The 22,178-nt window shown below is 72.7% G+C and carries 23 protein-coding genes and 1 pseudogene; 11 read left to right on the forward strand and 13 right to left on the reverse strand.

Annotation, left to right across the window (positions count from 1 at the left end; translation table 11 throughout):
- Position 1 precedes the first annotated feature (1 nt).
- The 3 genes from G3I54_RS15095 to G3I54_RS15105 all read left to right on the forward strand — a co-directional run bounded on the left by G3I54_RS15095 (position 2) and on the right by G3I54_RS15105 (position 2,192).
- Entirely contained in the window at positions 2-670 is a 669-nt protein-coding gene (locus G3I54_RS15095; RefSeq protein WP_164614966.1) for a DUF6304 family protein, read from the forward strand.
- Positions 671-864: 194 nt separating this feature from the next.
- On the forward strand, positions 865-1,833 hold the full coding sequence (locus G3I54_RS15100; protein WP_164614968.1) for a DUF1648 domain-containing protein: 969 nt from the start codon (positions 865-867) through the stop codon (positions 1,831-1,833).
- A gap of 2 nt (positions 1,834-1,835) precedes the next feature.
- On the forward strand, positions 1,836-2,192 hold the full coding sequence (locus tag G3I54_RS15105) for a GntR family transcriptional regulator (protein WP_137231769.1): 357 nt from the start codon (positions 1,836-1,838) through the stop codon (positions 2,190-2,192).
- Between the two features lie 163 nt (positions 2,193-2,355).
- On the opposite strand, the gene snpA is transcribed toward G3I54_RS15105, so the two are convergent.
- Positions 2,356-3,012, reverse strand: coding sequence for a snapalysin (snpA, locus tag G3I54_RS15110; protein ID WP_164614970.1), 657 nt, complete (start codon positions 3,010-3,012; stop codon positions 2,356-2,358).
- A 315-nt stretch (positions 3,013-3,327) separates the two neighbouring features.
- Between snpA and G3I54_RS15115 the strand changes: the two genes are divergently transcribed.
- The 5 genes from G3I54_RS15115 to G3I54_RS15135 all read left to right on the forward strand — a co-directional run bounded on the left by G3I54_RS15115 (position 3,328) and on the right by G3I54_RS15135 (position 8,276).
- A complete protein-coding gene (locus G3I54_RS15115) occupies positions 3,328-4,281 on the forward strand; it encodes a LysR family transcriptional regulator (RefSeq protein ID WP_164614972.1) in 954 nt (317 codons plus the stop codon).
- A 110-nt stretch (positions 4,282-4,391) separates the two neighbouring features.
- Complete coding sequence (locus tag G3I54_RS15120) at positions 4,392-5,390, forward strand: NAD-dependent epimerase/dehydratase family protein (protein ID WP_239144381.1); 999 nt, start codon at positions 4,392-4,394, stop codon at positions 5,388-5,390.
- Between the two features lie 115 nt (positions 5,391-5,505).
- The gene (locus G3I54_RS15125) at positions 5,506-6,996 is read left to right on the forward strand and encodes a choice-of-anchor A family protein (protein WP_203686303.1); all 1,491 of its coding nucleotides are present in this window, start codon (positions 5,506-5,508) and stop codon (positions 6,994-6,996) included.
- Between the two features lie 33 nt (positions 6,997-7,029).
- The gene (locus tag G3I54_RS15130) at positions 7,030-7,398 is read left to right on the forward strand and encodes a DUF952 domain-containing protein (RefSeq protein ID WP_164614974.1); all 369 of its coding nucleotides are present in this window, start codon (positions 7,030-7,032) and stop codon (positions 7,396-7,398) included.
- Positions 7,395-8,276, forward strand: a complete 882-nt coding sequence (locus G3I54_RS15135; protein ID WP_164614976.1) for an SDR family oxidoreductase — start codon at positions 7,395-7,397, stop codon at positions 8,274-8,276. The genes G3I54_RS15130 and G3I54_RS15135 overlap by 4 nt, the downstream gene beginning before the upstream one ends.
- A 15-nt stretch (positions 8,277-8,291) precedes the next feature.
- On the opposite strand, the gene G3I54_RS15140 is transcribed toward G3I54_RS15135, so the two are convergent.
- The 8 genes and pseudogenes from G3I54_RS15140 to G3I54_RS15175 all read right to left on the reverse strand — a co-directional run bounded on the left by G3I54_RS15140 (position 8,292) and on the right by G3I54_RS15175 (position 16,627).
- A complete protein-coding gene (locus G3I54_RS15140; RefSeq protein ID WP_164614978.1) occupies positions 8,292-9,533 on the reverse strand; it encodes a DUF1266 domain-containing protein in 1,242 nt (413 codons plus the stop codon).
- Positions 9,530-10,708 (reverse strand): DUF1266 domain-containing protein, encoded by a 1,179-nt coding sequence (locus G3I54_RS15145; protein WP_164614980.1) that lies wholly within the window; start codon positions 10,706-10,708, stop codon positions 9,530-9,532. Before G3I54_RS15145 ends, G3I54_RS15140 begins: the two co-directional genes overlap by 4 nt.
- Positions 10,709-10,798: 90 nt before the next feature.
- Positions 10,799-11,473 (reverse strand): response regulator transcription factor, encoded by a 675-nt coding sequence (locus G3I54_RS15150; RefSeq protein WP_164614982.1) that lies wholly within the window; start codon positions 11,471-11,473, stop codon positions 10,799-10,801.
- Entirely contained in the window at positions 11,470-12,816 is a 1,347-nt protein-coding gene (locus G3I54_RS15155; protein ID WP_164615033.1) for a sensor histidine kinase, read from the reverse strand. The genes G3I54_RS15150 and G3I54_RS15155 overlap by 4 nt, the downstream gene beginning before the upstream one ends.
- Positions 12,817-12,844: 28 nt before the next feature.
- The gene (locus tag G3I54_RS15160; RefSeq protein WP_164614984.1) at positions 12,845-14,017 is read right to left on the reverse strand and encodes an acyltransferase; all 1,173 of its coding nucleotides are present in this window, start codon (positions 14,015-14,017) and stop codon (positions 12,845-12,847) included.
- Positions 14,014-14,979, reverse strand: a complete 966-nt coding sequence (locus tag G3I54_RS15165) for an alpha/beta hydrolase (protein ID WP_164614986.1) — start codon at positions 14,977-14,979, stop codon at positions 14,014-14,016. Before G3I54_RS15165 ends, G3I54_RS15160 begins: the two co-directional genes overlap by 4 nt.
- A 202-nt stretch (positions 14,980-15,181) precedes the next feature.
- The gene (locus tag G3I54_RS15170) at positions 15,182-16,054 is read right to left on the reverse strand and encodes an alpha/beta hydrolase (RefSeq protein WP_164615035.1); all 873 of its coding nucleotides are present in this window, start codon (positions 16,052-16,054) and stop codon (positions 15,182-15,184) included.
- A gap of 130 nt (positions 16,055-16,184) precedes the next feature.
- A pseudogene (locus tag G3I54_RS15175) lies at positions 16,185-16,627 on the reverse strand (MerR family transcriptional regulator).
- Between the two features lie 117 nt (positions 16,628-16,744).
- On the opposite strand from G3I54_RS15175, the gene G3I54_RS15180 reads away from it, so the two are divergent.
- A complete protein-coding gene (locus G3I54_RS15180) occupies positions 16,745-17,794 on the forward strand; it encodes an aldo/keto reductase (RefSeq protein ID WP_164614988.1) in 1,050 nt (349 codons plus the stop codon).
- A 160-nt stretch (positions 17,795-17,954) separates the two neighbouring features.
- Here G3I54_RS15180 and sodN read toward each other — a convergent pair whose 3' ends face one another.
- Positions 17,955-18,350, reverse strand: a complete 396-nt coding sequence (sodN, locus tag G3I54_RS15185) for a superoxide dismutase, Ni (RefSeq protein WP_164614990.1) — start codon at positions 18,348-18,350, stop codon at positions 17,955-17,957.
- 189 nt (positions 18,351-18,539) lie between these two features.
- Between sodN and sodX the strand changes: the two genes are divergently transcribed.
- On the forward strand, positions 18,540-18,968 hold the full coding sequence (gene sodX, locus G3I54_RS15190) for a nickel-type superoxide dismutase maturation protease (protein ID WP_239144382.1): 429 nt from the start codon (positions 18,540-18,542) through the stop codon (positions 18,966-18,968).
- Here sodX and G3I54_RS15195 read toward each other — a convergent pair.
- Entirely contained in the window at positions 18,881-19,501 is a 621-nt protein-coding gene (locus G3I54_RS15195) for a CGNR zinc finger domain-containing protein (protein WP_164614994.1), read from the reverse strand. The genes sodX and G3I54_RS15195 overlap by 88 nt on opposite strands.
- Before the next feature lie 88 nt (positions 19,502-19,589).
- On the opposite strand from G3I54_RS15195, the gene G3I54_RS15200 reads away from it, so the two are divergent.
- Entirely contained in the window at positions 19,590-20,351 is a 762-nt protein-coding gene (locus G3I54_RS15200) for a class I SAM-dependent methyltransferase (RefSeq protein WP_164614996.1), read from the forward strand.
- A 70-nt stretch (positions 20,352-20,421) separates the two neighbouring features.
- Here the strand turns inward: G3I54_RS15200 and G3I54_RS15205 are convergent, their stop codons facing one another.
- A complete protein-coding gene (locus tag G3I54_RS15205) occupies positions 20,422-21,186 on the reverse strand; it encodes an amino acid ABC transporter ATP-binding protein (RefSeq protein WP_164614998.1) in 765 nt (254 codons plus the stop codon).
- Positions 21,183-22,151 (reverse strand): amino acid ABC transporter permease, encoded by a 969-nt coding sequence (locus G3I54_RS15210; RefSeq protein WP_164614999.1) that lies wholly within the window; start codon positions 22,149-22,151, stop codon positions 21,183-21,185. Before G3I54_RS15210 ends, G3I54_RS15205 begins: the two co-directional genes overlap by 4 nt.
- Positions 22,152-22,178 lie beyond the last annotated feature (27 nt).

The following is a 22,178-nucleotide window of genomic DNA, read 5'->3' on the forward strand; positions in this document are numbered from 1 at the left end:
CATGACAGATGAGTCGTGGGCCGGCTGGTACCGGGACACCAAGGGTTCCGACGCCGTCGTTCTCACCACGGACGGACAGCAGCTCCGGATCCGGATCAGAGGGGTCGACTTCGAGGGCGAGAGCTTCGACGACCTGGGACCGGTCGCCGGCATACCGCCGGAGAGCGGCATGTTCGCCCTCGCGGACGGCGCGCTCACCGACTGCGTACTGGAGTGGGACCTGCCGCTGCCCGTCCTCGTCGCGGGCGCGCTCCGCCACGCCACGCTCAGCTGCCTGCTCTCGCTGCGCCGGAGCGACCCGGACCTCCACCTCGCCCTCCATCTGGACGGCGCGGTGTACGAATCGGCCCGCGCCGAACGCGACTTCGCCATGGCCCTGGCGGCCGTCCAGCGGATCCTCCCGGACTCCATCCGGATCCAGACCTGTATCGCCTGCGCCTTCTCCGACTACTTCCCGGCCCCCGGCCGCGGCCTCTCCGGCGGTCTCGCCTGCTTCCGGGGGGCCAAGGACGCCTACCGGGGCTCGGCGGGCGAGGACGACGTCCTGGACCTGTGGGACCGGCGGTCCGGGTTCGTCCAGGAGATCTGGAGCTGCCGCGAGTTCGAGATGCGGCCGGCCGACGGCGCGGGCACCGGCCACCGAGGAGCCTTCCCGCTGGAACACGCCTGATCCGGCCTGCCCGACGGCCCCCTGCGCCCCCCCACCCGACGGCCGCCCGCCGCAGCCACCCGACGGCCACCCGCGCCCCCACCCAACCGCCACCCGCGTCCGCCCCGTACCGCACCCAGGTACGGGGCGGACGTGCGTCATCCCGTTGCCGTCGCCTCATTGTTCTACTAGCATGCGAATAACGGAGGTTTTCCATGACACGCAAGAACCTTGGCCGCGCAACGTTCGCCGCCCTGCCCTTTGTCCTCGCTCTCCTCGTCGTCCTCACTGCCTACGCCGCCGTCAAGGACCGCCTGCCCGACCGGCTGGCCGTCCACTTCGACGCCGGTGGCACGGCCGACGGGTACATGAGCCACACCGCCCATCTCCTGTGCACGGTCCTGGTGCTGCTCGTGTTCGCCGCGCTGTGGGCCTTCATCGCGGTCAACGGCAAGCTCCACGGCGGCTCGCACCGCTGGTTCGCCGGCGGAGGATTCGCCGTCGCCGCCTTCCTCGGCTATCTGCTGGTCGCCGTCCTGTACGTCAACGTGGACGCCCCCGAAGGCGGCCCGGCCGACGGCTTCCCCCTCTGGCGCATCGCCGTGGCCCTCGGTGCGGCCGCCGTCGCCGGAGCCCTCGGAGTGCTGCTGGCCCGGCTCGTCCCCGTACCCGAGGACCCCCGCGACGAGGGCTCGGCGGTCCGGGAGCGGCTCACGCTCGAAGACGGCGAGGTGGCCGGCTGGGCGCGCGGGATCGGTGCGTGGTGGGCGCCGGTCGCCGCGCTGGTGCTCCTGGCGGCCGGTGTCGCCGTCGGCTGGGAACAGAACTGGTTCATCGGGGCGCCGCTGCTGCTCCTCGGCCTGGTGACGGCCACCTTCTGCCGCCCTCACGTCACCGTGGACCGGCGCGGCCTCACCGTCTCCGGACTGCTGCCCCGGCCCCGGGTGCGGGTGCCGCTGGAACGGATGGCGGGGGCGGACAGCCGTCGTGTCAACGCCCTCGCGGAGTTCGGCGGTTGGGGCTACCGCATCCGCCCCGAGCGCAGCGGGGTCATCACCCGCTCGGGCGAGGCCATCGTCGTCAGCCTGACGAGCGGCCGCGAGTTCGCCGTCACCGTCGACGACTCGGCCACCGGCGCGGCGCTGCTCAACACGCTGCTCGACCGGCAGCGGGCGGGGCGCTGACCATGCTCTTCCGGGTCGACCCGACCTCCACCGTTCCGCTCGGGGACCAGATCGCCGCCTCGGTCCGGCGTGCGGTCGCCGAGGGCGCGGTGACCCCGGGCGAGCGGCTGCCCGCCGCCCGGGTGCTCGCCGAGTCCCTCGGCGTGAATGTCCACACCGTGCTGCGCGGCTACCAGCGGCTGCGCGAGGAAGGGCTCATCGAGCTGCGGCGCGGCCGGGGCGCGGCGATCACCGCGGGCGCCTCGCCGCAGCGGGCCCGGCTGCTGGAGCGGGTCCGCGAAGCGGTCGCGGACGCCCGGGACCTGGGCATGACCGAGGACGAACTGCTGGCCCTCGTCCGCAGCGAACTCGACGCCTGACAGGCGTTCAGGGGGCTACCGCGCAGAGGACCGTTCCGCGAGCGGAACGGTCCTCTGTCGTGTGGGGGGTGCCGGCCGGCCCCGGGACACGGGACCGGCCGGCCACAGCCGCTGGTACTGCTGGTGTCGCCGGTGCTGCTGGTACCGCTGGTGCGTCCCGGTGTCAGGAGGCGGAGCGGGCGAGGGCGGCCAGGCCGTTCTGCCAGAGCTGGTTCACCCGGGCCCGCTCGTTGGCGTCCGGCTGGGCGTTGGTGCAGGACGGGCCGGGGCCGCCGCCGGACATCAACTCGCTGCACGGGCCGGAGTAGTTGTCCGGCAGGCCGAGCACATGGCCGGTCTCGTGCGTGGTGACGCGGGTCGAGTCGTACTGCTGGTTCTGGGCGTAGTCCAGGAAGATGTACCCGCGGCCGTGCCCGTCGGTGCTCGCGTAGGAGCCGCGCGGGTCGTTGCCCTCGCGGTACGTGAAGTCCGCGTTGGAGCCTTCCTGGAGCTGGACGTTGGAGACCGCGCTGTTCCAGATCTGCGTGCTGTTGGCTATCTGGCTGCGGAAGGACGGCGCGCTCGACGCGTTGTAGGTCACCGTGACGGCCTTGATGCCCGGGTTGGCGGCGCGCTTCTCGGCGACGGACTTCATGACCGCGTCGAGGAAGGCGCGGTTCGCCTCGGCGTTCTCGCCCGAGCCGTTGTACGCGGCGATGCTGGTGGAGGCGGAGGGGGCGGCAGGGGCCGGAGCGGCGACGGCGACGGGTGCGGTGCCGAGCGCGGCGACGAGGCCGAGGCCGGCGGCGGCGGTGGCGACGGCGGTCCTGAGGTGTCTCATGGGGGGATTTCTCCTACCTGTCCGATCGAACCCGCGCCGTGGGGGTGTCCGCTGGGCGGACAAGGCGTGGGGCGGTACGGGGAAGAGTGTGGTGCAGCGCACAGTCGCCGGGGATGATGCCGAACGGCGATAACGCCGCCCTATCGCCGCCCCGCCGCTCTCTTTGCGCACGTCAACCGCTCATCCACATGCCATGCTCACGTCATCGGCACGGCATCGTCACAGGCCTCCGGGCCCAACACTCCCTGAATTGCCGCTGTTTGGTGGGGTTGCGACGTCTGGTGCGCGGCGGGCGGCGGTCATAGTCTCCGCTGCATGGAGCTGGAGGTGAGGCACCTCAGGGCGCTGTGCGCCATCGCCGACGCGGGCAGCCTGCATCAGGCGGCCCGTCGCCTCGGCGTGAGCCAGCCCTCCCTGACCACCCAACTCCGCCGGATCGAGAACGTTCTCGGCGCCGAACTCTTCCGCCGCGAACGCACCGGCTGCCGGCCGACCTCCCTGGGCCGGGCCGTCCTCAGCCGCGCCCGCCCCCTCGTCGACGGCATGAGCGATCTGGTCGCCGAGGCGCTGGCGGAGGCCGAGGCCGCTCGCCCCCGCGGCTCCCGGCTGCGCATCGGCTCCACCGCGAGCCGCGTCATCGGCGGCTGGCTGCGCCGGCTGCGGGTCGCCCTGCCCGGCACCGACATCTCCCTGCGGGTCGACGTATCCGCCCACGCCCTGCTGCGCTCGGTCGAGGCGGGCCGCCTGGACGTCGCCTTCGTGCACGAGGTGGAGGGCTGCCCGCTCGCCCTGCCGGAGGGCCTGGAGCAGCGCGTACTCGTGGACCGCGAACCGCAGTTCATCTCGCTCTCCCGGGACCATCCGGCCGCCCGCCGCCGGGTGGTGGAGCTCGGCGATCTGGCGGGCGACCCGTGGATGGTCGATCCGACGGTGGACGGCGAGTGGGACGGGGTGCGCCGGGTGCTCGGCGCCGCCGGACTGAACCCGCCGGTCCTGCACGGCGATTACCTCACCGCCGCCTCGCTGGTCGTGCTCGGCGAGGCCGTCGCCCCCTGCCAGCCGACGTCGGGCCCGCGTGACGACATGGTGATCCGCCCGCTGCTCGGCGACCCGCTCGCGGTGCGGCTGCTCCTGGTCTCCCGGCCCGGCACGGACATCGAGGTGGTGTACGCGCAGTTGGAGGACGCCTACCGGGACGCGGCGCGACGGGCGAGCGGCTACCACGAGTGGCTGCTGCGCCACCGCTCCCCGCTGGCCTGCACGCCCTGATCTCTGACCTCTGACCTCTGACCGCTCCGCCTCTCCGACCGGGAAGTTCCCCGTTCTGCTGACAGCGTGGTCGTGTTCCCCCGCCACCGTCCGGCGGGCAGGGTCCTGCCATGAGGCTTCTGATGCTGGGTGGTACGGAGTTCGTGGGGCGGGCCGTCACCGATGTGGCGCTGGAGAGGGGCTGGGACGTCACGGTGTTCCACCGCGGCCGTCACGCGCCCCCGCCCGGCGTGAGCGCGCTGACCGGGGACCGGACCGCGGGCCCGGCCGGACTCGCTGCGCTCACGCGGAGCGGGCCGGGCTGGGATCTGGTCGTCGACACCTGGAGCGGCGCACCGTCCGCCGTCAGGGACGCCGCCCGTCTGCTGTCCGGCCGCGCCGGGCACTTCAGTTACGTCTCCAGCCGCTCGGTGTACGCCTACCCGGCCGCCGCCGGACTCGACGAGGACGGCCCGCTGGTGGCCGGCGCCTCGCCCGACGGCGGCGCGGACGTGCCGTACGACCGGGCCAAGCGCGGCGGTGAGCTGGCCGCCCTCGACGCCTTCGGGGACCGGGCGCTGCTGGCCCGGGCCGGGCTGATCATCGGGCCCGGGGAGAACATCGGCCGGCTGCCCTGGTGGCTGTCGCGGATCGCCCGGGGCGGACCCGTGATCGCCCCCGGCCCGCCCGGAGCGGAGCTCCAGTACATCGACGCGCGGGACCTGGCCCAGTGGCTCCTGGACGCGGCGGCGGGCGGGCTGCACGGCGCGTACAACACGGTCAGCCGCCCCGGCCACGCCACCATGGGCGAGCTGCTGGCGGCCTGTGTGCGCGCCACCGGTTCCGACGCCGAGCTGCGCTGGACCGACGCGGAGGTCCTGCTGGCCGCCGGGGTCGAGCCCTGGAGCGATCTGCCGGTCTGGCTGCCGCCGGGCGAGCTGTACGACACGCTCCACCGGGGCGACCACGCCAAGGCGTACGCCGCGGGGCTGAGCTGCCGCCCGGTCGGGGAGACCGTCGCGGACACCTGGGCCTGGCTGGGCACGCTGGGCGGCATCGCGCCCCAGCGCCCCGACCGCCCGGCCGTCGGCCTCGATCCCCGGCTGGAGGCGAAGCTGCTGGCCCTCTGACCCACCGCTTCCGCGTGCGTGTCGCGGCGAAGAACCCACCTATAGGCCTACACAGCGGAGCAATAGCGGCGTGTCATACAAAATGACTAAGTGATGACCATGCATATTGCGCGGCATGGAACAGAAGGCGCGCAGGCGCGGCAACGCAATCCGGGCAGCAGTGACAGTGGCCACGGCCGCGGCGATGGTGGGCGTGCTGGCCCCGGCCGCGGGCGCCGATCCGCTGCCGGGCGGACTGGGACCCTGCCTCGGCAGCTCCTGCCCGCCCAGCTGGAACGACCCCAACAACGGCCCGGTCGAGTACTTCGACAGCAATATCAACGTCTTCGTCGGCGGGGACTTCCTGGTCCGGGAGGCGGCGGCCGAGGCGGAGGGCAAGGTCGTCACGCTCGGCCGCTTCGACATGGACAAGCGGGACGGGGTCTCGCAGATCTACAACGTCGGTATCGCGGGCGTCGGTTCGCGGGTGCCGCCGCCGGACGGCTCCGACTATCTGACGGCGGGCGGGGACATCACCATCGCCGACGGCGAGCGTCTCGTCGCAGAGGAGGGCTCGCACTCCGGCCGCGTCGCGCACGCGCAGGGCCTCACGGGCACGGTGAACCCCACCACCGCCCCGCGCTTCGACGCGGATGCGGCCGCCCCGTACACCGGGCTGCGCCCGCAGCTCACCGAGGCCAGTCACTGCTACGCGTACGACGGCGACGAGCACCGGCAGGCCACCGGCACCTGGCAGGTGGTCGGCGACACCATGACGTTCACCGGGGACGGCTCGTCCGCGATCCAGATCTTCGACGTGGACGTGGACCTGGAGTCGGAGTCGGGCGGCAACACGGGCTTCGTGTTCAACGGCATTCCCGAGGGCGCGACCGTCCTGGTCAACGTCTACGGCAGCACGCGCAGCGTCGCCACGTTCATGGGCTCGTTCCCCAACGAGGGCCTCCGCGAGCACCTGCTGTGGAACTTCCCGGACGCCACCGATCTGTCGCTGACCGGTCCGGCCCAGTTCGAGGGCAGCGTCCTGGTCGGCCAGCCGGCGAGTAACACCGTGCTCAGCATGAGCGGCGCCAACGGGCGCTTCTACACGGCGGGTTCGCTCACCCACACCTCGTCGGGCAGGTCCGGCGGCCAGGAGATCCACGCGTACCCCTTCGACGGCGACCTGCCGACCTGCACACCCGACCCGACGCCGACCCCGACGGACCCGACCCCCACGCCGACGGACCCGACGCCGACGCCGACGGACCCCACGCCGACCCCGACGGACCCCACCCCGACCCCCACGGATCCGACGCCGACCCCGACGGACCCGACGCCGACCCCGACGGACCCCACCCCCACCCCGACGGAACCGACGCCGACCCCCACCGACCCCACCCCCACCCCGACCGACCCCACCCCGACCCCCACCGACCCCACCGAGCCGACCCCCACCCCCACCGACCACACGCCGCACCCCACGCACTCGCCGAGCCACCCGGGTGAGCTGCCCGACACCGGCTCCCGGGGCGGCGAGTGGATCCTCGGGTCCATCGCGGCAGCGCTGGTGGCAGCCGGCGGTACGGTCCTCGTGGCCACGCGCCGGGCGCGTCGCCGCACCTTCTAGCAGGCGCGGAGCAGCGCCGGTTAGCGTGGTCCGATGACCGAACCGCCGACCGGACCGCTGCTGCACCTCGCCGAAGCACCTCTGTGGGAGGCGGCCCGCGGGTCGGGGACGTACGAGATGTCCACCCGCGGCCGCACCCTCCGCGAGGAGGGCTTCATCCACCTCTCGCTGCCCCACCAACTCCCCGGTGTGGCCCGGATGCTGTACGGGAACGACGACCGGGACCTCGTGGTCCTGGTCGTCGACCCCGGTCGCCTCGCCGACCCCGTCCGGTACGAGGCGATGAAGCCCGGCGGCGAGGAGTTCCCACATCTGTACGGACCGCTCCCGGTGGGCGCGGTCGTGGAGGTGCGGCCCTGGCACGGAGACGGAGAACGACGAGAGGAAGACGAACCCCAGTGATCGGCCCCCTCACCGCGGTGACCGGAGCGAGCGGAGCGGTCGGCGGCCGGGTCGCCCGGCGGCTCGCCCGGACCGGCGTACCCGTACGGCTCCTCGGCCGCGACCCCGCCCGCCTGCCCGACGTGCCCGGCGCCGACCATGCGCCCGCCGCCCCCTACGGCGACGGGGAGGCGATGCGCCGGGCCCTCGACGGGGCCCACACCCTGTTCCTGGTCTCCGCCCACGAAAGCCCCCACCGGGTGCGCGAGCACACCACCGCGATCGACGCCGCCGTGGCGGTGGGCGTGGAGCGGATCGTGTACGTGTCTTTCCAAGGGGCCGCGCCCGACGCCACGTTCACCTTCGCCCGCGACCACTGGGACACCGAGGCCCACATCCGTACCGCCGAGGTGCGCCACACCTTCCTGCGCGACAACTGGTATCTGGCCGGGCTGCCCGCGATGACCGGGACCGACGGAGTGCTGCGCGGTCCCGGCGGCGACGGGCGGGTGGCGGCCGTCGCCCACGAGGACATCGCCGACGCGGCGGCGGCCGTGCTGCTGGACGAGGGCACGGACCACGACGACCGGGTCTACGACCTCACAGGACCCGAGGCGTTCACCCTCGCCGAGGCGGCCGAGGAGCTGAGCCGGGTCACCGGACGCCCCGTCGTCTACGTCCCCGAGACCCGCGAGGAGGCCTACGCCTCGCGCGCCGGATACGGGGCCGAGGACTGGGAGGTGGCCGGCTGGGTCACCTCGTACGAGGCCATCGCGGCCGGGGAACTGGCCGCGGTCTCCGACGCGGTGCCCACGCTCACCGGCCACCCGGCCAAGAGCCTCGCCGAATTCCTCACGGAGAACCCGGACAGCTACCGCCATCTGCTGCCCGGCGGCTGACCGCCGGAGCCCGCCTCACCGCCACGGGATGTGCCGCCACGGGCTGCCCTCGCTCTCCGCCAGCAGACGGTGGGCGAGGACGTTCTTCTCGTAGAACGGCCCGTACTCCTCCTCGTCGAACCGCAGCACCCGCCCCAGCGAGTACCCCGCCGAGAACTCCTCCCAGGACCGGTGGGCCGACTTGCTCAGCGCCCCCGCGTAGACGATCGCCTGCTCCGCGTCGGCGGGGGCGCAGTAGCGGGCCGCCAGCCCCCAGCGCGCCAGGTTCACCGCCCGCCCGTAGTCGTAGGCGACCGTCGTGTGCACCCGGCCGTCCGGCGGCAGCAGCCCGTCCGCGCGGAACCGGGCCTCGTAGCGCATGATCCGGCGCACCAGCTCCTCGATGCCCTTCACCGTGCCGGAGTCCGCCCCCAGGTCCTGGGCGTGGCCCGCCGCGGTCTCGCGCCACAGGTCGGCCGAGGGCAACTCGCCCAGCGCGGACGCCAGCTGGTCGCGGGTACGCAGCACGAAGTCCGGCTCCGGCGGGCTGTTGGCGGCCTCCAGCAGCGCGTCCAGCTGCTTGCGCCACTCCGCGTGATCGGTGATGCCCCAGGAATCGCGCAGCAGCTCGCGCTCGGTGGTGTACTCGCGGTAGACGGTCCCGACCTCGTTCCACGGCACCGCGTTCCCGATCGCCAGATGCGCCCCGCAGGCTAGCCCGTACGCCAACGGCCCGTGCAGCGCGCCGTGGCGCAGCGCGAGCAGCCGGTTCTCCGGGAGCCGGTCGTTCTCCGCGTACGCGCGCTGCCACAGGGCCAGGTCCGTAGGTCCGGTCGGCAGCAGCAGCTGGCCGGGCGTGCCCACGTTCACCCCGAGGAACATACGGGGGTCGGACCAGCCGAACTCCGCGGCCCAGCGCAGCGAGACCCCGTGGAAGACCCAGTCCGGATGCCACGCGGGCAGCATGCCCCGGGTGAGCACCGGCCGGCAGACGAAGCCCGACGGGTCGTGGTGCGCGCGCCAGGTGATGGTGTCCGGCCGCGCGTCCACCTCGGCGCGCGGGGCCGGGATGTACAGCTCGGCCCCGGCCAGGGCCGCCAGTTGGGCCCGTGCGTCGCCGCGCAGCGCCGCCTCGTGGAGGAGTTGCTCGGTCTCGGACGGCGGAACCCAGGGAGGCGAAGGAGCCGGGGGCGTCAGGGGAGCCGGGGGAGCCTGGTGGGTCAGGGCTGCCGGGGGAGCCGGGTAGTGGTGCGGCTGGTTCGGGTGGATCGGGTTCATGACCACGCGATGTTCCGGTAGGGGCTGGTGGGGTCCTGGGTGAGGGCGCGGTGCTCGGCGAGCGACTGCCGGTACGTGGGCTCCGCCGCTTCCGGGCCGTCGTCCTCGGCCCGGTGGACGATGCGGGCCATGAGATAACCGAGGGAGAAGTCCGCCCACGACGAGTAGGCGCCCCGGGCCAGCTCGCCGAGGCGCAGCACGTCCTGCTCGGCCTCGTGCGGATCGCCGTACCGGGCCCCGAGCGCGAGCCGTACGACGTTGACCGCCCGGCCCAGGTCGAAGGCGGCCAGGGTGTCCACGCGGCCGTCGGGGGCGAGCGCGCCGTCCGCCCGGAGCCGGTCCTCGTACCGGGCGATGTGGTGCAGCGACCGTTCCGCCAGTGCCCGGTCCTCGGCGTCGCGCGCGGCGAAGGCACGGGCCACCGCCTCGGACCACTCCTCGCGCCTCGGCGTTCGCCCCAGCCGGGCGGCCAGGTTCTGCCGGGTGCGCAGGACGGCTTCCTGGGCGCGCCCGACCAGCTGGTTCTTCATCAGCGACGCGAGGCGGTCGCGGTACTCGGCACGGTGCGGGATGCCCCACGGACTGCGCAGCCGGGCCCGGTCGGTCGCGTAGTCCTCGTAGACGGCGCCGAGCCGGTTCCAGATCAGGCCGTTGGTGACGGCCAGATGGGCGCCGAGCGCCAGGCCGTGGGCGAGCGGGCCGTGCAGCGGTCCGCCGCTGTCGGTGAGCAGCACACCGTGCTCGGGCCCGCCGGAGTGCTCGTCGGCCTTCAGCCAGGCCTTCAGGTGCTTGGGCCGGGCGTCGACCATCGCCGCGTACGGGGTGCCGTGGTTCACCGCGAGCCGGCGCACGTCGTACGGCCAGGTCCGGGCCAGCTCGCCGAGGCTCACCGCGCGGAACACCCAGTCCGGATGCCAGGGCGGCAGCACCCCCGGGGTCAGGACCGGGACGCAGGTCCGCCGGGTGGCCTCGTCGCGGATCGTGGGCAGCGGGGCCGTCCAGCCCGGGATGTCCGCGTGCAGCCGGGCGACGAGCACATACAGCCGGGTCCGCGCGAGCACCTCCACCACCGCGTCGGCGCTCCCGCCCGCGACCGCCGCGGACAGCGCGCGCTCGATCCCGGTGGGCGCCACCGCTCCGCCGCTCTGTGTTCCTGCCCCGTTCCCCGTTGTCACGGAGCCGATCCTACGAAACGGGCCCCGCGCCGGGCCCGGGAGGTCAGAGCTCCTCGGCCCGGGAGGTCGCCGCCCCCTCGTCCCGGGTGGTCAGAGGCCCGCCGGGCGCACCAGCCCCGACTCGTACGCGAACACCGCCGCCTGGGTCCGGTCGCGGACGCCCAACTTGACCAGGATGCGGCCCACATGGGTCTTCACCGTCTGCTCCGCGAGGATCAGCCGCCCGGCGATCTCCGCGTTCGACAGGCCGCCCGCGATCAGCGACAGCACCTCCGTCTCGCGCTCCGTCAGATCCCCGATCCGGGCCTTGAGCGGGGCGCGCGGGGCTCCGGCGGTGCGGGAGAACTCCACGATCAGCCGCTTGGTGATGTTGGGGGAGAGTAGTGCGTCGCCCGCCGCCACCACCCGTACCGCGTGAGCGAGTTCATCGGCCGAGGCGTCCTTCAGCAGGAAGCCGGAGGCGCCCGCGCGCAGCGCCTCGTACACGTACTCGTCGAGATCGAAGGTGGTCAGCACGAGCACCTTGACGGTGGAGCCCTCGCGCGCGGTGATCCGGCGGGTCGCCTCGATCCCGCCCAGCTCGGGCATCCGGATGTCCATCAGCACGACGTCCGGGGCGAGTTCGTCGACCTTGGCGACGGCGTCGAGACCGTTCACAGCCTGCCCGACGACCTCGATGTCCGGCTCGGCGTTCAGCAGGACCGTGAAGCCCTGGCGGACCATCATCTGGTCGTCGGCGATCACGGCACGGATGGGCGGTGTCATGGGGCGTCCTCGGTGGTCGTGGTGGCGGGCAGGAGCGCGGCGACTTCCCAGCCGCCTTCGGGGGTCGGTCCGGTGGCGAGCTCGCCGCCCAGCATCGCGGCGCGTTCGCGCATCCCCAGCAGACCGTGCCGGACACCGGCGGAGGGGGCGGCCGGCCGGTCGGGCGGGGTGTTGACGACCCGGACGGACACTCCGGCGGACCGGTGGCCGATCACCACCTCGGCGCTCGCACCGGGCGCGTGGCGCATCACGTTGCTCAGCGCCTCCTGCACGATGCGGTACGCGGACAGCTCGACGCCCGGCGACAGCGGGCGGGGTTCGCCGGTGGTGGAGACGGTGACGGCCAGACCGGTGGAGCGCACGGTGGCGACCAGCTCGCCGAGCCGGTCGAGACCGGGCTGCGGGGCATGCCGCGTGCTCTGCGCGGGCGCGTCCTCCGAGCGCAGGACGCCCAGCACGCGGCGCAGTTCGGCGAGGGCTTCGAGCGCGTTCTCGCGGATGCCGGTCAGATTCTCCCGCAGCTCCTCGGTGGGGTGCTCCACCAGATGCGGGGCGACCTGGGCCTGGATGGAGATCACCGACATGTGATGGGCGACCACGTCGTGCAGCTCCCGGGCGATCCGGTTGCGCTCCTCCAGCAGGGTGCGCCGGGCCCGCTCGTCGGCGGTCAACTCGGCCTGCACGACGAGGTCCTTACGGGCGAGGCGCACACTGCGGAGCGCGATGCCGAGGGCCAGCGCCGTGACGAACACGAGTGCGGACACCAGGAGGTTGATGTGCGGCAGCCGAGGCGTGTAACGGGCCAGGAGCAGTACCACTCCCATGGTGATCGCCAGCGCGGCGACCGCGCGCCGGGGCCGCACCCGCAGCGCCAGCAGGAACAGGGCGGCTCCCTGCAGAGCCAGTCCCGCGAAGGGCGGGGAATACAGCAGCTCCGGCATGGGAAAGACGCCAGGGATCCACGGGAACGAGCCTTCCGTGGGCGCGGTGGCCTCGGTGACCACCACCGTCACCACCGACAGCGCCGTCGCCGTCCACCACGCCCCCACGGGACGGATCATTCCCGCCACGAGCGCCGCCGACTGTGCGCCGGCGGCCAGTATCGCGAACAGGTAGACCGGGCTTCCTTGCGGGACGAGTTCGCTGACGCGGACCACCATGATGCCGACCGCAGTGATCACCAGCAGCACCAGCAACGAGGGCCGCCACACCGGCGAGCCCGGCTCGCCCATGCGCGGTACCCGGTCGGCGGGCGCGGCCCACAACTCCTCGTACAGCGCATGCGGCGCACGGCGTGCCGCCGCCCGCAGGCGCCCCGCCCTCGATGACGTCACGGCCCCCACCGCCCCCTCGGCTCCGTTCGTCCTCAGACTAGGCACTACGCGCCCACCCCTTCCGCTCGGGGGCGGACTCCCGTACGACGAGGGAGCTCCCGCCGGTACGCCGTCCGCCCTGCTCGTAACCCCGGAACGCCGCCCAGCACCCCAGCAGGGCCACGGCGAACACCGGCAGCCAGAGCGACCGGGCGACCACCCAGCCGGCGCCGTCGGGCACGGTGTGCAGCCCCGGCAGCGGGCCGTCCGCGATCAGCAGCGCGCTCGCCGTCACGACGATCATCGCCGTCTGGTGCCAGAGGAACACGGTCATCGCCGACAGGTTCACCACCGCCACCACCGCCCACACGGCGGGCCTGCGCAGCACCCGCCGCAGCGGCCCGAGTATCAGCAGCGCCGCCCCGCACTGCGCCAGGCCGAACGCCACGGCGGCCAGGCTCGGCGGGTCCAGATTGGAGATCCGGCCGCCCGGAACGCCGACCATGGCGGCCGGATACCCGGCCCACAGCACCAGCGCGAGGGCCGCCGCCGCCCCGCCGAGCAGCAGCGCCCACCGGCTCGTCCGCCCGCGCAGCCCGCCCCGGGCCACCAGCGCCCCCAGGCAGTACGGCACCAGCCACCCCGCGACCACGTTGATCCACCCCAGCTCGCGCGGACCGCCCAGCCCCAGCCGTACGAGGTCGACGTGCAGCACCACCACCAGCGGCCACAGCGGATGCAGCCGGGCCACCAGCGGTGTCAGCACGGTCAGCGCGGCGAAGACGAGCAGGAACCACAGCGGAGACCAGACCAGCTTGGCCAGCGCCCGGACCGTCGGCTCGCCCACCCCGGCCAGCAGCATGAGGGAGGCCGCGAGTGTCCACACCACGAGCACCGCCGCCACCGGCCGGAACAGCCGCGCCAGCCGGCCGCCCACCCATGACCCGTACGGCACGCCCCGCGTCCGCGCCGAGGCCCAACTCCCGGCCGCCACCTGCCCGCCCACCAGGAAGAACACCGCGAGCGTCTGGAACACCCAGGAGGCCGGCGTCAGTTCGGGCAGATACGTCAGCGGACTTGCCCCGCGTACGGTGCCGCTGTCCGCGACCAGCGCGGTCACCAGCCAGTGCCCGCCCACCACGCCGAGGACGGCCAGGGCCCGCAGGGCGTCCACGGCCCGGTCGCGGCCGGGCGGGGTGGCGGCCTCGATCCGCGCGACGAGTCCCGTCATCGGGAGGCCTCCAGCGGTTCGGCGCCCGCCACGATCCGGGCGAGGTTCGTCAACGAACCCGACCCGGGCCGCAGATAGTCGCTGTGGCCGCCGTCGCCCGCGTCGAACACCTCGGCCCCGAACCGTGCCGCCACCGGATCGGTCCCGAACCCGATGGTCGCGACGAACGGCACCCGTACCCGCACATGGGGCACCCGGGCGATCCAGTCCCCGCCGCTCCGGCCCGCCCACACCCGCGCCCGGGTGCGCAGCGAGCGGGCATCCTCGACCCCGACCCCGGGGCTGCCGTAGAGGACGAGGGCGTCGGCCGAGGTGCCCGGCGCGGACCGGGCACAGATCACCGAACCGTAGGAGTGGCAGAGCAGGCTGATCCGGGCGGCGGGCCGCACCGCGTGCAGCCCGTCCACCAGCGCCCGCAGCCCCGGAGCGGCCTCGTCGGCCCGCCCGGTGGTCAGGGCGGCCGGGCTGACGGTGGCGGGCGAGCGGTACCCCAGCCAGACGGCCACGGCCGCGCCGCCGCCCAACTCCCGCTGCAACGCCACCGCCCCGCGCCGCAGCCGCCCGTACGCGTCCAGGCCGACGCCCGCACCGGGCACCAGCACCGCGATCCGCCGGGCCGTGGCCAGCTCCCCGACGATCTCCGTGCTCCGGCCGCCGTCGCGCCCGTCGAAGGACAGGAACTGCCGCCCCGGCGCGGCCATCGCCCGCAGGGAGGCCTCCCGCCGGAGATCCCCGTGCGCCTCCGCCACCCGCCCGGCGGCCCGGATGTCCCGCCGGCTCACCGCGTACCGCTCCGCCAACCCCGCCGGGCCCGCTTCGCGCAGCGGCCCGAGGGCGGTCGGCGCGGGGGCGGGCACAGCGGCGGGCCGGGCCGCTCCGGACACCGGCACGGCCACGGCGAAGGCGACGAGGGCGGCGAGCAGGGCGCGGCGCAGACGGGGTCTGCGCGGGCGGTCGGGCATGGGGCGAGGTCCTTCCGTACCGGGGCCATGAGGCGCTTCCGGTACAGAAGTTATGGACGAGGGAGGGTAGTTGACGTCCCGCTCAGGAGCGCACCTGCGGGGTGGCTCTCAGGTATGACGCGGGGTACGACGCGGGCGACGCGGCGCGGGGGGCAGCTCCGACCGGTGTGACGCGGGCGACGCGGTCCGGGGGCTCAGCGGTTCAGCTCCGGCCGGTGTGGTCCAGGATCGCGGCGGCGAGCGGGGCGTGGACCTCGTGGGGCAGGGCGTGGCCCATGCCGGGGATCTCGACGAGCCGGGCGCCGCGGATCACCTGGGCGAGGTGCTCGGCGTGCGGGGGAGGGGCGACCGGTTCGGCGGGGGCCGAGATGATCAGGGCGGGCACCTGGTTGCGGGCCAGCTGCTCGGTCCGGTCCATGCCGGAGTAGTCGGCGCGGGCGTGCGCGGTGCCGGCGTGATGGTGCCCGGTGTGCGCGATGATCCGGCGCTCCAGATCCCGCGCGCGGTCGGCGTCGAAGGGGATCACGCCTCCGCCCAGCGCCCGCCAGTGCTCCACACGCCGCTCCAGCTCGGCCTCGGGGCCGTGGTCCTCGACGGGCCGGGACCACAGTTCCATCAGCTCGGGCGCGACGCCGGGCAGTTCCTCGGGCGGGATCCGGCGGCCGTCGGGCGCTGCGTACGGCACGGAGCTGAGCGCGTTTGTCCCGATCACCGTGGCGCTCAGCAGCCGCTCGGGGCGATCCGCGACGAGCAACTGCGTGAGCATCCCGCCCAACGACATCCCCACCACATGCGCCCGCTCCACACCGAAGGCGTCCAGCACGGCCACGGCATCCTCGGCCAGCGCGGTGAGCGGATAGGGCTGCTCATCGAAGGACCAGGTGGAGCGCCCGGTGTCGCGATGGTCGTAGCGGATCACACGGTGACGCGCGGCGAGCAGCTCCACCAGTTCGTCGGGCCAGCCGAGCCCGGACGCCTGCGCGCCCATGACGAGCAGCAGGGCGGGGGCGTCGGAAGCACCGTGATCCTGCGCCCAGAGGCGCACGCCGGGGGCGACTTCGACGAAGCGTTCCATGGTGGACCTCGCTGTTCCGGTGAGGGTCATCAATCAGACGAGACGTATCGTCTCGTTTTGAGAGTAACGCATCACCGGGCGCGAGGCCAGGGGCGGTGCGGGGGAGCTGCGGGAGGGTTGGGGGTCCGCTTCACGCCCGTGCGGGCGGTGCGTGACACGGACGAGGCGCGTGACACGGACGGGCGGTGGCGCTGCCTCGATCGACGAAATCCTCGTACACCGCGGCCTTGTGCCTGATCAGGTCCAGGGATTCGGTGAGCCTGTCGATCCGGGCCGTGACCCGCGCTTCGTGCTCACGCATCAGGGCGAGCCGCTCCGCCTCGTTGCCGCCGCCCTCCCGGACGAGGTCGGCTACCTGCGGAGCACGGGCACGGGCATGCCGGACGCGCGGAGGACGATGCAGACGGTCAGCCAGTCCACGTCGTCCTCGCCGTAGACGCGCCGCCCGCCGGCTCCGCGCCGCACGGGGGTGAGGAAGAGGCCCTCGCTCTCGTAGAAGCGCAGCGCATGGACGCTCAGGCCGGTGCGTTCGGCGACCTGTCCGATGCTCAGGAGCGCGGTGATCTCGGCCATGCCCGTCAGCGTAAACGGCGGTTGACCTAGAGCCGGATCTAGATCCTAGGGTCCTCCGTGCCGACCGGCACTCCGCCGCTCGGCGTTCACCGGTCCACACGGCGAAGGGGCGTCACCATGCGCTATCGCACTCTCGGCAGAACCGGCATCGAGGTCAGTACCCACTGCCTCGGGACCATGATGTTCCAGGCCGGCTTCAACTCCGACCACGACGACTGCGTCCGGATCGTGCACGCGGCCCTGGACCACGGGATCAACTTCGTCGACACCGCCGACATGTACGGACGGGGCGAGTCCGAGGAGATCGTGGGCAAGGCGCTGCGGGGGCGCCGGGACGACGTCGTCCTCGCGACCAAGGTGCACTTCGCGATGGGTGAGGGCCCCAACCGCGGTGGCAACTCGCGGCGTTGGATCCTCGCAGCGGTCGAGGACAGCCTCCGGCGACTGGACACGGAATGGATCGACCTCTACCAGGTCCACTTCCCCGACCGCACCACCGATATCGAGGAGACGCTCTCGGTCCTCACCGACCTCGTACGGGAAGGGAAGATCCGCGCCTTCGGCTGCTCGAACTTCCAGGCCGACGAGATCGTCGAGGCGCACCACGTCTCCGAGCGTCGCGGGCTGGGACGTTTCCGTACCGCCCAGCCGCCCTACTCGATCCTGGCCCGCGGGATCGAGGCCTCGCTGCTGCCCGCCTGCGAGCGGTACGGCATGGGCGTCCTGGTCTGGAGCCCTCTCGCCTTCGGGTTCCTCAACGGCAAGCACCGCAAGGACCGGCCGATCGATCTGGCGGCGGGCCGTGCCGCGATCCGGCCGGCGTTCTTCGATCCGGCTATCGCCGAGAACGCGGCAAAACTCGACGCCGTGGAACAGCTCGTCGAACTCGCGACGAGCATCGGCCACACCCTCCCGCAGCTCGCCGTGGCGTTCACCGCGGCTCACCCCGCCGTCACTTCGGCGATCATCGGGCCCCGGACGATGGAGCAGCTGGAGGGCCTGCTCAAGGGGGTGGCGCTCACCCTGGACGACGCCGCCCTCGACCGGATCGACGAGATCGTCCGGCCCGGGGTGAACCTCTACAACCCCGCCGCCTCACTCCCGCCGCGCTCACTGACCGAGCCCGCCCTGCGCCGCCGCCCGCTCGCGGAGCGCGCGGCGGCCTGAGCGCACCGTCGGTCCCGCGGCGGCCTGAACGACCGCGCGGCCCGCACACGACACCGCACCCGGCCCCCGCGTCACCGAATTCGGCGACCGGCGGACCGGGTGCGGCCTGATGATCGGCTTCAGCGGCCGGTACGGGCCCGGTCAGCCGGTTCCATCAGGGTCAGGCCTTCTTGGTCTCCCAGAAGATCCGGTCGACCTCGGCGATGAGGTCCAGGGCCTTCTGGCCCGTCTTCGGGTCGTTCGAGCCCTTGGCCGCGGAGAGCGCCTTCAGGGTGTCGTTGATCAGCTGGTGCAGCTCCGGGAACTTCTCGAAGTGCGGGGGCTTGAAGTAGTCGCTCCAGAGCACCGACACGTGGTGCTTCGCGAGCTCGGCGCGCTGCTCCTTGATCAGGATGGCGCGGGTGCGGAAGTCCGCGTCCTCGTTGGCCTGGTACTTCTCCTGGACGGCCTTGACCGACTCGGCCTCGATGCGGGCCTGGGCCGGGTCGTACACGCCGCAGGGCAGGTCGCAGTGGGCGCTGACCTTCACCTTGGGGGCAAACAGGCGGGAAAGCATGGAGCTGTCCTCCTCGTGATCGTCTTCTCAGGTGGGACATTACTCCGTGGAGCGCCGCTTTCCGTGGCTGCCCCAGGGGCTTAGGTCAAAAGTCCGGGGTGGGATTCGGGCCGTCGGCCGAATGTACGGAGCCGTACCCGGGGCGATGTACTGACGATGTGCTGGAGGAGGAAGCGGGAGGTGTCGGAGATGTCGGAGCGGCGAAAGGTGTCCGGAGGCAGGCGGGTGACGCGGCGTCCGTTGCAGGTCGTGGAGGTGACGGGCCCCTCGATGGTGCCCACGCTCTACCACGGCGACCTGCTGCTCGTGCAGTACGGAGCGCCCGTGCGCCCCGGTGACGTGGTGATCCTGCGTCACCCCTTCCAGCAGGACCTGCTGGTGGTGAAGCGGGCCACCGAGCGGCGGTCCGGCGGCTGGTGGGTGCGGGGCGACAACACCTTCGCGGGCGGGGACAGCACGGATTACGGGACCGTGCCGGAGGAACTGGTGCTGGCCCGGGTGCGGGCCCGCTACCGGCCCCTGGCGAAGGGTCAGCGGTCGGTGACGGCGGTGCTGGGCTGGGCGGTCTCCGCGCTGCGGCCGGTGCGCTCGGCCTCCTCGCGCTTGCGGGCCCGGTAGGCGGCCACGTTCGCCCGGGTGGCGCAGCGGTCCGAGCAGTAGCGCCTGGAGCGGTTGGTGGACGTGTCCAGGTAGGCGTTGCGGCAGGGCAGCGCCTCGCACAGGCCGAGGCGGTCCACGCCGTGCCCGGTGAGGTGGAAGGCGAGGCCCATCGCCGCGATGGCCGCGTAGCCGGCGGTCGCGTTCGACGGATGGTCCGCCAGGTGCATGTGCCAGTCCGGCCGGCCGTCCTCGTCCCGGAAGTCGTGCCCCGAGATCTGCGGGCTCACCGGGAACTCCAGCAGCAGCGAGTTCAGCAGGTCGACCGCGAGCGTCTCGTCACCGTCGTCGGCCGCCTCGAAGACCGCGCGCAGCCGCGCCCGTACGGAACGGAACCGGGTCACGTCCGCGTCCGTCGTCCGCCGTGCCGCCTGCTGATTGGCGCCGAACAGCTCCCGGACCGCCTCGACCGAGGTGAGGGCGTCCTTGTTACGGGCCGGCTCCTCGGTGTTGACCAGGCGCACGGCGTAGTCCGAGTAATAGGCCAGTTCCACTTGTAGTCCTTACGGTGTCGGTCTAGAGTCGGGGCATCGGCCAGTGTAATGGTCGGCTTGCGGGTATGGGTATTACGTGGAGGTTGACGTGACGGAGACGGCGACGGGCACCGACTGGCAGTCCTGGCAGGAGAGCTGGGACCGGCAGCAGGAGTGGTACATGCCCGACCGCGAGGAGCGGTTCCGGGTGATGCTGGACATGGTCGAGGCGGTCGTCGGACCGGAACCGCGGGTGCTCGACCTCGCGTGCGGTACGGGAAGTATTACGGACCGGCTCCTCAAGCGGTTCCCGAACGCCACGAGCACCGGCGTCGACCTCGACCCCGCGCTGCTGGCCATCGCCCGCGGCACCTTCGACGGCGACGACCGGGTCTCCTTCGTCACCGCCGATCTCAAGGACCCGGACTGGACCGCCCGGCTGCCCCACACCTCGTACGACGCCGTCCTCACCGCCACCGCCCTGCACTGGTTGCACAGTGAGCCGCTGGCGGTCCTCTACGGGCAGATCGGCGGGCTCGTCCGGGACGGCGGGGTGTTCATGAACGCCGACCGCATGATCGAAACCGGCACGCCCCGGATCAACGCCGCCGAGCGCGCCCACCGGCACGCCGCGATGGACCGCGCCAAGGCCGCCGGGGCGCTGGACTGGGCGGAGTGGTGGGCCGTCGCCGCGAAGGACCCGGTCCTCGCCGCGCCCACCGCCGAGCGGTTCGCGATCTACGGCGAGCACGCGGACGGCGACATGCCCTCCGCCGACTGGCACGCCCGTACGCTCATCGCCTCCGGCTTCGGTGAGGCCCGCGCGGTCTGGTCGTCCCCCTCGGACGCCCTGGTGCTCGCCGTGAAGTAGCGGCGGGCGGGACACGCAGAAGCGCCCCGGGCCTCATGAGGCCCGGGGCGCTCTCGCCTGAGTACGACGGCTACAGCACCTTGGACAGGAACGCCTTCGTCCGGTCGTGCCGCGGGTCGGTCAGCACGTCGCGCGGGTGGCCGGACTCGACCACCACACCGTCGTCCATGAAGACCAGCGCGTCGCCCACCTCGCGGGCGAAGCCCATCTCGTGGGTGACGACGATCATCGTCATACCGTCCTCGGCCAGGCCGCGCATGACGTCCAGGACGTCGCCGACCAGCTCCGGGTCGAGCGCGGAGGTCGGCTCGTCGAAGAGCATCAGCTTCGGCTCCATCGCCAGCGCGCGGGCGATGGCGACGCGCTGCTGCTGCCCGCCGGAGAGCTGCGAGGGGTAGTTCCCCGCCTTGTCGGAGAGGCCCACCCGGTCCAGCAGCTTCTCGGCGCGGGCCCGGGCCACGGCCTTGGCCTCGCCCTTGACCTGGACCGGGGCCTCCATGACGTTCTCGATCGCCGTCATGTGCGGGAACAGGTTGAAGCGCTGGAAGACCATGCCGATGTCGCGGCGCTGGAGCGCGACCTCGCTGTCCTTCAGCTCGTAGAGCTTGTCGCCCTTCTGCCGGTAGCCGACCAGCTCGCCGTCGACCGACAGCCGACCCGAGTTGATCTTCTCCAGGTGGTTGATGCACCGCAGGAAGGTCGACTTGCCGGAGCCGGACGGGCCGATCAGGCAGAACACCTCACGCGGAGCGACCTCCAGGTCGATGCCCTTGAGGATGTGGGCGGCGCCGAAGGACTTGTGGACGCCCTCGGCCTTCACCATGGGGGTGGTCATGCGGAGACACCTCCGGAGGGCCGGTTGCTGAACGAGGCGAGGTTGACCTTGATGCGCTGCAGCGGGGTGAGCGGCAGCGAGCGCAGCGAACCACGGGCGTAACGGCGCTCCAGGTAGTACTGACCGACGCTGAACACGCTGGTCATCACGATGTACCAGATGGACGCGACGAACAGCATCTCCATCACCGCGTACGAGGTGGAGCCGATCTGCGAGGTGGAGCGGAGCAGCTCGTTGTACGTGACCGCGTAGACCAGCGAGGAGGTCTTCAGCATGTTGATGAACTCGTTGCCGGTCGGCGGGATGATCACCCGCAGCGCCTGCGGGAGGACCACGCGGCGCATGGTCTTGCCCTGGGTCATGCCCAGCGCGTGGGAGGCCTCCGTCTGGCCCTCGTCGACCGACTGGATGCCGGCGCGGCAGATCTCCGCCATGTAGGCGGCCTCGTTCAGCGCGAGACCCAGCAGGGCGCACATGAACGGGGTCATGACGTCCGTCATCTCGTCCTTGTAGATGAACGGGATGTTCAGGACCGGGAAGATCAGCGCCAGGTTGAACCAGAGCAGCAGCTGTACGTAGACCGGGGTGCCGCGGAAGAACCAGATGTACAGCCAGGCCACCCAGCTGGTGACCGGGTTCTTCGACAGCCGCATCACCGCCAGCACGACGCCGAGGATCACGCCGAGGATCATCGCGAGGACGCTGATCAGCAGGGTGCGGCCCGCACCGGCGACGACGTTCCTGTCGAACAGCTTGTCGCCCACGGCCTGCCACTGGATGTTGCCCTGCGAGAAGGCGTACACGAGGGCGACGAGGAGGCCGATGACCACGACGCCGCTGATCCAGCGGCCGACATGGCGGACGGGGATGGCCTTGATGTTCTCCGGGGCCGTGGTGGCGGCCTTGGAGACGGACACCTGGCCGGCCGGTGAGCCGGGGGGTGTCTTGTCGAACTTGTCAGTCATGGTGACTGCCCTTCGGTGAAGCGTCCG

Source organism: Streptomyces sp. SID14515 (assembly GCF_010548505.1).
Classification (GTDB): domain Bacteria; phylum Actinomycetota; class Actinomycetes; order Streptomycetales; family Streptomycetaceae; genus Streptomyces; species Streptomyces caviscabies.